Source organism: Cereibacter sediminicola (assembly GCF_007668225.1).
In the GTDB taxonomy this organism is placed as follows: domain Bacteria; phylum Pseudomonadota; class Alphaproteobacteria; order Rhodobacterales; family Rhodobacteraceae; genus Cereibacter_A; species Cereibacter_A azotoformans.
This window is the reverse complement of record NZ_VDEK01000056.1, coordinates 1-11,502: the sequence shown is the minus strand read 5'-3', so window position 1 is coordinate 11,502 and position 11,502 is coordinate 1. Positions and strand designations below refer to the sequence as shown.

General features: G+C 66.2%; 8 protein-coding genes and 1 pseudogene. 4 read left to right on the top strand and 5 right to left on the bottom strand.

Annotation, left to right across the window (positions count from 1 at the left end; translation table 11 throughout):
• The 3 genes and pseudogenes from FG154_RS19430 to FG154_RS19420 form a co-directional block, all read right to left on the bottom strand.
• Positions 1-632 (bottom strand): hypothetical protein (locus FG154_RS19430; protein WP_222120582.1); only part of this gene is annotated, 632 nt, incomplete at its 3' end.
• Between the two features lie 521 nt (positions 633-1,153).
• Positions 1,154-2,629, bottom strand: a pseudogene (locus FG154_RS19425) (IS1182 family transposase).
• A gap of 418 nt (positions 2,630-3,047) precedes the next feature.
• Entirely contained in the window at positions 3,048-3,215 is a 168-nt protein-coding gene (locus tag FG154_RS19420) for a ribbon-helix-helix protein, CopG family (protein WP_145111524.1), read from the bottom strand.
• Between the two features lie 119 nt (positions 3,216-3,334).
• Here FG154_RS19420 and FG154_RS19415 point away from each other — a divergent pair, with 119 nt between their 5' ends.
• Positions 3,335-3,841, top strand: a complete 507-nt coding sequence (locus tag FG154_RS19415) for a hypothetical protein (protein ID WP_145111521.1) — start codon at positions 3,335-3,337, stop codon at positions 3,839-3,841.
• On the opposite strand, the gene FG154_RS21810 is transcribed toward FG154_RS19415, so the two are convergent.
• The gene (locus tag FG154_RS21810; protein ID WP_281282095.1) at positions 3,842-3,973 is read right to left on the bottom strand and encodes a hypothetical protein; all 132 of its coding nucleotides are present in this window, start codon (positions 3,971-3,973) and stop codon (positions 3,842-3,844) included.
• A gap of 136 nt (positions 3,974-4,109) precedes the next feature.
• Here FG154_RS21810 and FG154_RS19410 point away from each other — a divergent pair, with 136 nt between their 5' ends.
• The 3 genes from FG154_RS19410 (at position 4,110) to FG154_RS19400 (ending at position 9,750) form a co-directional block, all read left to right on the top strand.
• Positions 4,110-5,000 (top strand): GIY-YIG nuclease family protein, encoded by an 891-nt coding sequence (locus FG154_RS19410; RefSeq protein ID WP_145111518.1) that lies wholly within the window; start codon positions 4,110-4,112, stop codon positions 4,998-5,000.
• Positions 5,001-5,260: 260 nt separating this feature from the next.
• The gene (locus FG154_RS19405; RefSeq protein ID WP_186312456.1) at positions 5,261-7,303 is read left to right on the top strand and encodes an AAA family ATPase; all 2,043 of its coding nucleotides are present in this window, start codon (positions 5,261-5,263) and stop codon (positions 7,301-7,303) included.
• Positions 7,304-8,019: 716 nt separating this feature from the next.
• Positions 8,020-9,750, top strand: a complete 1,731-nt coding sequence (locus FG154_RS19400) for a recombinase family protein (protein WP_145111512.1) — start codon at positions 8,020-8,022, stop codon at positions 9,748-9,750.
• 307 nt (positions 9,751-10,057) lie between these two features.
• On the opposite strand, the gene FG154_RS19395 is transcribed toward FG154_RS19400, so the two are convergent.
• A partial coding sequence (locus tag FG154_RS19395) for a coiled-coil domain-containing protein (RefSeq protein ID WP_222120581.1) occupies positions 10,058-11,502 on the bottom strand: 1,445 nt, incomplete at its 5' end.

Here is an 11,502-nt window from a genome sequence, read left to right as displayed (position 1 = left end):
ATCATGGCCGATGAGAAAAGCCGGTAAGTCAAGACGGCCCTCGGCGTCAGCTTACGCCGAGACAGGGCGCGCTCCAAAGCTGTGCTTGCAGCCTCGAGCCTAGACGTTTCGACTTTAACCTCTGCCTCGAGAGCCGCAATTTTTCGGGCGGTCGATTTGGTGGCCTTCTCCAGGATGGCATCATGGGCCGCAGCCTCAAGCAGCGCCACGCTGGCGGGGCCACGAACCGTGAAGGTCCAGTCCTTCGGCAATTCGCGGAGCGGGCGTAAAGTGCCGGGGTTCACATTGCAAAGATAGGGGTTCTCGCGTTTCTCGCGCTCCCTCACTGGCGCAAGGATCAGCTCGCCCACAGCCCAAGGCAAACCTTCGGTCTCGAGGTGAAACCCTGGCGGCGACGAAAACCCGATAAAGGCTAGCGTCGATCCGCTATTTCGAGTTCCGGGATAAAACAAGTGCGCGCCGCTGTCAGGGTGCCTCAGCTCCACCAGTGAATAGATCGTCGACCCGGCTGGTTGTGGCGCAGCTCGAAGATTTCCAATGACGACAATCTTCTCGTCAGATTCAAAACCCCATTCGCGTCGCAGCTGCGCAAGAAGTTCGGCCTCAGGGCCATCGACATCAACGCGCGTCATGAGCCGAATCGGTCAATTCGGTATGTTCTTTGAAAGCAGGCGTCAAAAGCATCTCGACCATTTCACGGTGGAAGCAAGGGAGACCCTGCCGCCTTGGCACGTCGCAATGAATTTCATATATTACAGCATTTTGGAAGTCCCCTTTTAGAAAAATGGAAGGATCAAGGCGTCGCCCCTACAAGAGTCATGTCGACCCTCCGATGCCAACATCGGCTTGTGTCAGGAGCTCGAGGTCGGGCTCCTGTAGAGTGCCGGCATCGCGACCAGAGAGGGACAGGCTCGGGTAAGGTTTACAAAGAAAGTCGACAGTCAGCTTTGGCGACGGATAGAGACTGCGGCATTCTTCCCCGACCGGCAGTTTTGGGCCGAGGCTGTGTGGAAACTCCCGGCCTGACGTTCGTTAGGAACGGCCCTGCGCCCTGTAGGGTGGGATTTCCGGCAAGCGGATCTGGGAGATGGTTCGGCGGCGGCAGGAGCCGCGTGGGGCTCGTCGTTGCAAATAGCGGCGCTCGTTCCGCCGATCAGCCGGGAATCGCCTCCATCAGGCTCCGAACGCCGATCAACGAGACCATCCGCTTCATGTTGTAGGCCAGCACGTTCAGCGCCATCTCCGTCCGGACGTTCTTCAGGCGCCGCGTCAGGAAGTGGGTCGTGCCCATCCACGCCTTGAGGGTGCCGAAGACATGCTCGACCGTGCGGCGCCGGAGCGTCATCAGGTCGGGATCCCGGGCGAGGCGCTCCCGCATCGCGTCGATCAGGTGCTCGTGCTCCCAACGGGTGATCCGCCGCTCCGTGCCGCTCGTGCAGCGGCGCTGGATGGGACAGGCCTGGCAGTCGTTGATCCAGTATCGGCGGACCTGCAGGCCGCCTTCCTCGCGGGTGCCGCGGTAGGTCAACCCGTTGCCGGCCGGGCAGGTGTAGATGTCGCGCTCCGGGTCGTAGAGAAAGTCCGTCTTCACGAACATGCCCTTGGCCTCGTTGCCGGAGGTCATGGGCCGCGGCACGGTCGTGGTGATGCCGGCCTCATGGCAGGCGAGGATCTCGGTGCCGCTGAAATAGCCCTTGTCAGCGATTGCGTGCAGGTCGTCGTGACCAAGAGCCTCCCTGGCCGCCGTCGCCATCGGGCTCAACTGGTCGCGGTCGAAGCCGTGGTTGGTGACATCATGGGTGACAATCAGGTGCGTCTCGGCATCGACCGCGCACTGCGCGTTGTATCCGACCAGGCCGCTGTTCCTGGCACTGGTCGCCATCGCACGGGCATCAGGATCAGTCAGCGAGATCTGCCCGTCCGGTGCGTCGGCCAAGGCCTTGTCCATCGCCTTCAGCCGCTCGATTTCCCGCCGGATGCGGCCGTAGCGGCGGGCGAGATGGGCAACCTTCTCCGCCCGCGCCTCGCCCTCCTCCTGCCGGTCGATCCGGACCATCTCATTGATGTAGCGCGCGACATCCGCTTCGAGATGGGTCAGCCGGCTGGCGATCTTGCCCTTGGTGAAGTTCCTGTCGTTCGGCCCGCTCACTCGAACCAGTGGCGTTCGGGGCCTCACTGTTGACCGCCTTGAACTTGCTCCCGTCGATGGCGACGCAGTCGCCCTTCAGCACGCCGATCCGGCGGCAGAGTTCGACGAATTGCGCGCAGGTCGTGCGGATGGCAGCTGCATTGTCGCGCCGGAAGTCGGCGATGGTCTTGTGGTCGGGCACCAGCTTGCCGGTCAGCCACATCACCTCGACGTTGCGGCCGGCCTCCCGGCCAGTCGGCGGCTCGACGGGATGCGGTTCAGGTACCCGTAGATGAACAGCTTGAGCAGCACGGCCGGGTGATACCCCGGCCGACCCGTGCGTGCCGCAGCCGATCGGACGAAGCCGAGTTCCGCCAGATCCAGTTCGTCGACGAAAAGATCGACGACGCGCACAAGGGCATCCTCGCTGATCCAATCCTCAAGCCGATCCGGAAACAGCACCGTCTGGCTGCGCTCGACGCCCTCGATGAAACCTGCCATCCTGAACCCCTCCGACCTCAGAAAGTCTACCACAGGTAGGGGTTTTCACACAGCCTCGGCCGTCTGCGTTAGTCGGCGGCGCCCCGAAGTCGCTTCTACGCGTTGGTGCCGCTCCGGCCGGTTTCGCGAGATGCCTTGCAACTCTCGCATTATGGCCGCTGCTCCCTTCGACACCCGCTAGGCATTCCGCGATGCGCGACCAGCGCCGTCGACCGGTCACGCGCTCGACGAGGCCGGCGAGAAGCTCGCCCTCCGCGTCAGGGGGCGGCGCGGGATCGGCGGGCACGAGATAGGTGTCTCACGAGTGAGACTGGATGTCTGACGACGGCGTTTCGCGTCGTTCCGATCCAGCGGGTGCTGATGCCGGCCGGTCGGCCAACTCGAGCCATGCGCCAAGTCGATAGCGGCGCAACGTCTGTCAGGGTGTTTTCCCTGTCAATTCAAGCCACTGGACGAGCGCGCGGCGTATCATTTCCGGACGCGTTGGCAGATCCGGCTCGATCCGGCGGCGGTCATCAAGAGCTGCAATGAGTTCCCTGGGAAGGCGGAGCGTCAGCGCTTCCGTATCCTTTTTTGGAGGAGCCACGTCATACTACCATTTTAATGTTGACATCATAATAGCAACATGACAGATTAGACGAGCCGAGGCAAGGGATTGCGGCCCTTGCCCCGGCTCTGACCACATTGATCTATCAGGAGATCACCATGGCTATCAAAGTCACTACCACGCCGCCTGGCGAGACGGAACCGCCTGCGCGCTTCACCCACACGCCGATTTCGCGCTGCTTCTCGCGGCTCCTCGGCACGCTCGGCTGCTGCGTCGAGGCCGAGCGCGACATCGCGCATGCGAACTGGGCCGATCCGGCGTTCGCGGATTGGCTGACCGAGGCGGAACGCACCCGGGTCACGACGTTGGCGGGCATGGCCGAGGTGCTGAATCTCCAGATCGAGCGCATCTCGGACCTGCCCCTGCGGCTCACGGCACTGTTGGGACAGGCGATGCTGCGGAGCACGCATCCTAACGAGTTCACCCAGCTCTACGGCCTTCTCGATCGCCACGCCGACTGCTTCTGCTGCCCCGGCAGCGATCCGACGTCGCGCCGCGTCGACCGCATGCTGAGCACGGCGAAGGCGCGGCTCCACGTGCTGGCGGCGCTCTCCGCCGGACCCGACACGTCGTCCGACCCGGAAGTGTCGCCTGGCGGCTGCTGATCAGGAAGCATCCGGATTTTCGGCCGGTTTCCCGCCACCGATCCGGATCATTCGAAGCTGGCCCGCGGCCCGGCGTTTGTCTGCACTTCCACCGACCGCACCGGCGACGACCGTCTCCATCTGCATCCGCATGATCCGGATTCCTGTGGGCGACGCGAACGTCCGCTCCCGGGCGGCGTCCGCGCCGCCCCCCCTTTCCTCTCTCACCTGACAAAGGACAACCATCTTCACCGACAAGAGATTCTTTCTCTCCGACGATCGGGAACCGGTGTATCCGGGCCCCCTCCACGCGCATTGGATCGACGCGGCCGAGGCCAAAGGCTTCACGCTGATCGACCGGGTCTGGGACAGGCTGCACGTCCTGCTCGAATGCAAGGCATGCGGATCGCAGGACGTCGTTCGCGTGTCCGTGCTCATGGGCTGCCAGCCGATCTGCCACGCCTGCAAGACCGATCGCTGGCAGGACGCCGCCGAGGCCGCCGGTCTGGAATATCTTCGGCGCGACGCGCACGATCGGCACTACGGGATCTTCCGGGCGCCCTGCGGGCACGAGCTGCGGCGACAGTTCGGACTGATCGAGCGCATGGCGCAGGGCGGGACCGGCGTTCGTTGCGGGATCTGCCAAGCGGAGACAGAAGCCGCGGAAGCGGGGCGTCGCTGCTGGCAGTTGGTCGGGCCGGATCCCGAGGACGACCCGAACTACCGCCTCTACCGCCACTCCTGTGGCCACGAGCAGCGCGTGGCACGGGTGAACATGCAAACGGGCCGCTTCCAGTGCGGCAAGTGCGGATCGGCGTGGCCGGCAGCGCCGAACAACCTCTACGCCCTGCGCTTCGTGCTGGACGACGGCACGACGGTCGTGAAGCTCGGCCACTCGAACGATCCGGAGAGCCGCCTCCACCACCAGCTTCGGCTGCGCGGCGACCTGCCCGCCGAACTCCTGAAGACGGTGCCCATGGCCAGCGGCTCGACGGCGCTGCGCATCGAGAAGCGGCTTCACGCCACGCTGAGGCGCCGCTTTCCCTGGGCAGTGCTGCCGGCCGAGCGGTTCCGCGGCGTGATCAAGGTCACGACCGAAGTCTATGACGGCAGGCTCGAGCCCATCGTCCTGGCCGCCCTCGACGCCATTGAGGCCAGGGCGCGCCGCCGCCGGGACTGATCCAGATCTTCCGCATCTGTATCCGCGCCGGGTCGTCCCGGCGCGGCTTCCCGGCCGGCATTCCGCCGGGCCGGTGCTCCTCGGAATCTCCCCATGGTGCCCCGATGACCCAGCAATCCTGTTCTCCGGATAGCTCGCCTTTCCCCTGCCCCCGCGTTGCGGCGTTTCTCGCAGCCCATCTGTCGCTGGATGGTCCGGATGCGCTTCCCGAACTTCCGGATTCCCAGAATCCGGAGCCCCCTGAGCCGCTGCTCGACCTCATGCGCCACGGGATGGCGGAGGCCGAGGCCGAGATTGCCCGCCGCGAGGGATCCGAGAGGCTGCGCCGGCCCGGGCGGCACGAGGCGCTGGAGGTGCTGATGGTCGCCGCCCTCGCCAAGGCGCTGCCCGAGGGCCGCGATCTCGCGCGGCTGTTCGACCCCGGGGCAATCACTCTCGTGCGACCGCTCCTGCCCGGATGCGAGGATGCCATCGGCAAAGCATTCAGCGGGCGGCTTCTGCGCCATCTGCGCGACCGGGCGGGGGGCGCCGAGAAAGACGCCGCCGATCCAAAAATCCGGATCGTGTCGTTCCGCGGCGACCAGTCCCCGCGCGACCGCGCCAGCGAGATCCGGCTCCACCGCGACAAGCTCCGCGACGCTGTCGGGATCGGGCGGCCGGTCCTTCTGGTCACCACCGAGCGCGACCTGCGGTGGGGTGATCTCGCGGCCCTCTTCGGGCCCGAGGTGCGGCTGCCGCGGCTCTCCGCCGACCTGCTTTTGGAGGTGCTGAGCCGCACCCATCCCGAGGATTTCGACGCCGAGGCGCTGCGTCTTCCCGAGGCGGAAGCACTGGCCCGCCTCGCCCCGATCGCGATCCGCGCGGCGTTCATGGCGCCAACGGCCGAGGCCGTGGCCGAGCGCCTGGCCGCAGTGGCGAAGCCTGCCGATGCGCCAAGCCTGACGCTCGCGGACGTCCGTGGCCAGCCCGAGCCGGTGAGGATCCTGACGCGCATGGTCGCCGACCTCGGTCGCTGGCGCGGAGGCGGCCTCGCGTGGAGCGAGGTATCGGCCTCGGCCCTGTTCTTCGGCCCGCCCGGCACCGGCAAGAGCATGGCGGCCGAGGCGACCGCCGGCAGCGCCGGCGTTCCGTTCATCGCCACCAGCTACAGCGCCTGTCAGAAGATGGGCCACCAAGGCGACATGCTCGCGGAACTTCACGCGCGGGTCGACGAGGCGATCGCCCGGGCGCCCTCGGTCTTCTTCATCGACGAACTCGACAGCTTCCTCGCCCGCAGCGACGACGGCAACTCGGCGCGCTACCAGCGCGGCGTGGTGAACGGTCTGCTCGAGGAACTGTCGCGGCTGTCCCGCGCCGAGGGCGTTCTCGTCTTCGGCGCCACCAATCATCCCGCCGACATCGATCCGGCGGTGATCCGCTCGGGCCGCTTCGACCTGAAGCTCGCCATGGCGCTCCCCGATGCGGCGGGACTCGAGGACCTGCTGGCGACCGGCCTCGCCCGTATCGATCCCCGCCCACGGATCGAGGCTGGGGCGATTGCGGCCCTCGCCCGGCGCCTGCTCGGCTGTTCGGGCGCCGATGTGGCCGCGCTGCTGCGCGACGCCGCGAGCCGGGCGCGGGCCGCCGGGCGTGCGATCACCGCTTCCGACCTGACCGCGGCGGCCGAGCGGCTGGCGCCGCCGCTTGATGCCGAGATCGACCGCCGCGTCGCGCTTCACGAGGTCGGTCACCTGCTCGTCGCTCATCTCCTCGACCGGCCGGCGCCGCGCCTCGTCCGCCTCACGGCGCGGGGGGGCTTCGTCGCCGGCGCCACGGCGACGCTGCAGACGCTCGACACGGCGGAGGCGGAGCTGGCGACGCTGATGGGCGGCCGTGCGGCGGAAGTCCTGGTCTATGGCGCGCCCTCAAGCGGCGCGGGAGAGGGGCGTGACAGCGATCTCGCCTCCGCGACCCGGCTCGCGCTGAAGCTGGAGGTGTCGTGGCGCCTGACCGACGGCGACGGCGGGCTGTTCTGGCAGGACGCCGAGCGCGGTGACCTGCTCGGCACCGATCCCGGACTGCGTGCCCGGATCGAGGCGCGGCTTTGCGCGGCGCACGCCACCGCGCTCGACCTGCTCGGCCGGCACCTGCCGCACCTCCACCGGATCGCAGCCGTCCTGCTGCGCGAGCGCGACCTCGATGCCGCCCGCATCACCACCCTCCTCGCGGAGGTCCACAAGGGGCCGCCCGAGCCGGAGGAGACATCGCAGGTCATCCCCTTCCCGCTGCTGCCGCAGGAGCCGACGCCCGATGGCGCCGCATGAACGGGGGCGACGGTCGGCGCCCCAGGCTTCTGCCGGAGTGCCTCAGTGCGGTTCAGCTATCCACGGTTGCCGCCTCCGTCACCGAAGCACCGGCGGTCGGCTTAGGGGCGAGTTCAGCAAGACATTGTTTTTCGATGGACTCCGGCTACGCGCCCGGGGGTTTTCCACAGGCTTGGCGATCCCGAGACCGAATCGCTGCTTCGCGGAACCGCGGGCTGGGGTAAACTGGCGGCAAGGGAGCGGGTCCTGGACCCCTGCCCCACCAGACCCTCAGACCCGCGAATGGGATGCCCGTTCGCCGCAAGCGGAGCATCTCGGCCGATGGCCCGAGCACGGAAGACGCATGCCCGATCCAAAGCTGGAGCCGAAGCTCCGGCGTCGGGCAGCATCGTTTCTGCTCCGCCGCACGCCGATGCACCCCCGGAACGCCTGACGGAGGCGGCGTCCCTGGCAGCCGCTGGGGAGAACTTCACGGACTTTCTCCGCGCGCTGGCCCGAGAGGCGGCCCGTGCCGATCATCGTCGGGAAGGTGATGCCGGGAAGGGGAAGCGGTAGGAGGCGACGATGAGGCCTCGCGCAGGTGCCTCGGCATGCCGGCGCGGTGCCGGGCACACCGGCGGATGTCGAACACTCCGCACGCGTTGCTTGCCGGACCAGATGCAAATGATGATCATGATCCCGGAGAGCGAACCCGATCCAGACGAAGGAGCCTCGCCATGAGCAAGGGCAATCGCGTGGCGATCTACGCCCGCTTCTCGACCGACCTGCAGCGGGAGGCCTCGATCGAGGACCAGCTGGTATCCTGTCGCGAGGCGGCCGAGCGGCAGGGCTGGCAGGTGGTGGCCGAGTACAGCGACCGGGCGACCTCGGGTGCCAGCATGTTCCGGTCCGGCATCGAGGCGCTGCAGCGCGGTGCCAAGGCCGGCCAGTTCGACATCGTGCTGTCGGAGGGCATGGACCGGCTGTCTCGGAAGCTCTCCGACATCTCGCGGTTCCACGAGCGGATGGAACATGCGGGCATCCGGATCTGGACCATCACCGAGGAAGACGTCGACGACATGAAGATCGGGCTCAAGGGCACGATGAACGCAATGCAGCTGCGCGATATCGCGCTGAAGACGCGGCGCGGCCAGCGTGGCCGGGTGCGGCAGGGCAAGGTCGCCGGCGGCAACTCCTATGGCTACGACGTCGTTGCGGGGCCCGCGGACGGCAAGGGCCGGACCGAGGGCGGCGAGCGCGCGATCAACCCAGCCGAGGCGGAGGTGGTGCGGCGGATCTACGAGGATTATGCGCGGGGCCTGTCGCCGAGAAGGATCGCCGAGGCGCTGAACATCGAAGGCATCCCCGGGCCGCGGGGCGGCGCCTGGGGCGCCTCGACGCTGCACGGCAACCGCGAGCGCGGGACGGGGATCCTGAACAACGAGCTCTACGCCGGACGGCTGGTCTGGAACCGGCTGCACTACAGCAAGGATCCCGACACCGGCAAGCGGATGTCACGGCCGAACGCCGGCGAGGTCCTGGTCACGACGGACGTGCCGCATCTGCGGATCGTCGACAACGATCTCTGGCAGCGGGTTCGGGCACGACAGGGCGCGCTGGCGTCGAAGGGAACGCAGATCGCCGTCTGGGACCGGCGGCGGCCGAAGTTCCTGTTTTCGCGGCTGATGAAGTGCGGCTGCTGCGGCTCCGGCGTCTCGAAGGAAGGGCGGGACGGCTTCAGCTGTTCGGCAGCACGGAGCAAGGGTACGGCGGTCTGCCGCAGTCGGACCGTCATCAAGCAGGCCGACCTGGAAGGCCGGGTACTTCACGCGCTCGAACATCACCTGATGGACGAAGAGGCGGTGCGGATCTTCTGCGAGGAATACGCAGCGGAGCGGAACCGGCTCGCGGCCGGGGCCTCGGCGAGCCGCAAGGGGCTTGAGAAGGAGTTGGGCCAGGTGAAGCGCGACCATGGCAAACTGGTCGATGCGATCATCGCCGGCGTGCCGGTCGAGCAGGTGAAGGACCGGATGAACGCGCTCGACGCGCGGCGGCAGGAGCTGGAGCGGCAGCTGGCGTCGAAGGAGGAAGCGCCCGGGCCCCTGCGGTTCCACCCGTCGATGGCCGGCGCCTACCACGCCCGGATCGGCACGCTGATCCGGGCGCTGCAGGAACCGGAGGGGATGGAAGAGGCGAAGGAGGCGATCCGGGCGCTGGTGGAGAAGATCGTGCTGACGCCAGTGATGGGGCCTGACGGCAAGACGGAACTGGCGATCGACCTGCACGGGGCGCTGGCGAGCCTCCTGCGGCTGGCGACGGGACTCCCGATGGCCGATGTCCCGCGACGGGCAGCGGGCGGTGCAAATAGCGTCACGGCCTCGGATGGCGTCTCCGAAGCCGTTGATATTATTGACAAATCAGTGTTGGTTGCGGGGGCAGGATTTGAACCTGCGGCCTTCAGGTTATGAGCCACACCTACTGATTTTTATGACCCCTTTGATTTCAGCAACTTAGGAGACAAGCCTTTGGAATGGCGGATTCTTTTGCGAACTCTCAACGTTTCTAGCAGGATTTGGGCGGATCGACGTGCGCTTTGGAACGCATTCGCGGGTTGACCAGACGTTGACAAGCGACGTTCATCAATCGCGATAGACCATCTCCACGTCCCCTGCACCGGTCAAGCCGAGAACGGCAGAACGCGATTTTTCGCTGTGGCATCGACGACCGTCCGCTTCGGACCGCCCTAGCCGTCGGGCAACCCAGTTAGTTTTGCCTTCACGCACTTAATGACTGGTCAGAGAGCACCATCGCGCGTCGGTTCAAAGGTCCGATCTCCTCTTCGTGGGTGACCGCAAGCGCGCCGTCGCGATCGGTGCCAAGTGTCACACGTTTGCCCGGCGCGCGCTCCGAAGTCGGCAACCTGCGACACATCAGATCAGCTAGCGCGCTGTCCTCGACTGCGCAGATGATCTGCCGACCTGACCCGCAGAGATGAGCGAGCACCTCGGCAAGATGCACGGTTCGGAAATCATCTACATGCTGGACAGGATCGTCGAGCAAGATGCTGCGCCACCGGCTCCACGTGATGGAGAGATTGACCGACAGCAAGAAAGCAAGGCCAGTAGCGCGGCGCTGGCCGCTCGAAAATACGAACTGGGGGTTGACGTCACCGCCAACCTGAAGCTTGAGAAAACGCTGGACGTCCCCGCGCACGCTATACTCAATGTCGCTCCAGACGGGGTGTGGTCGGAGTCGCTTGTAAAGCTCAGACATGAGCGGCAGTACCCGATCGAGTCGCTGGTCGAGCGTTTCGGCCGCCGCCCGCCGAGCAGCGTCGTAAAGTGCTTTCGCTCTTGTCTCAGCGAGCCGCGCCCGGCCAAGTCGGGTCTCGGCCCGCGCAATTCGCTCCTTGGCGTTGTCCTGATCGACCGTTGCCCTTGCGATCGCCCGGTCGAGCGAAATCGTGTCGATGAGGCGAAGATCGTTTGCGATTGCCTGTCGCTCGGCGTCGAGCGCCGACAGCCTGCGCTCGATATCCACCAAGCTGGCACCTGACAACGAAAACACTGCTAGCTGGCCCTCGAAATCGTCAATCTGCACCTTGGCGGCATCGCGCTCAGCGACGAGGCGGCGGTAAGTTTGCTCCGACGCCGCCAGCGCTGAGGTCGCTGCGTCGCGCGCGCGTTCTTTTCCGGCCTGCTCCACTGCCTGCGCATCGAGTTGTCGCGCGGATGCCAGCGCGGCTACTAGTCCACGATGAAGCTGGTCATGGTCGATTGCGCTCTCGCAGAGTGGACAGTGCCCATCGAGCAGCCCCAGGTTACGGCCGATATTCACGAGGGCTTCGAGCTGCCGTGCTTGCTCAGAAAGCGCAGTGGAAACAGGTGCTATGGCCGCCGCTGCGACGCATTCGTCCAACTTTAGGCGAGCGCTGTTCACCTGTTCGCTGACGTTTTCGACCCGCTCGTCGAGTTCGGGAAGCGACTTCCTCAGACCTTCGATCGGCGCGAACCGCTGCGAAAATTTGCTGAGTGCGTCAAACTGCGACGTAAGCTCCGCGATACGCCGCCGCGCGATGTCGGGGAGCTTGTCAGGCGATGCGGTGCTTCGCAAGCTGGTCTGGAGGCGTGCGGCGGCTTGGCTCAAAAGCGACGTTGCGGGAAGGGCTGTCAATCGGCATCCAAAATTGACCCCCAATCGGCGTCCAATTTTGACCCCCC

What these genes read in the sequence shown, in the direction of transcription:
- FG154_RS19405 (WP_186312456.1), top strand. Translation starts at nt 5,261, where the DNA reads ATGCGCCACGGGATGGCGGAGGCCGAGGCCGAGATTGCCCGCCGCGAG.
- FG154_RS19400 (WP_145111512.1), top strand. Translation starts at nt 8,020, where the DNA reads ATGAGCAAGGGCAATCGCGTGGCGATCTACGCCCGCTTCTCGACCGAC.
- FG154_RS21810 (WP_281282095.1), bottom strand. Translation starts at nt 3,973, where the DNA reads ATGCGGATGCAGATGGAGACGGTCGTCGCCGGTGCGGTCGGTGGAAGT.
- FG154_RS19415 (WP_145111521.1), top strand. Translation starts at nt 3,335, where the DNA reads ATGGCTATCAAAGTCACTACCACGCCGCCTGGCGAGACGGAACCGCCT.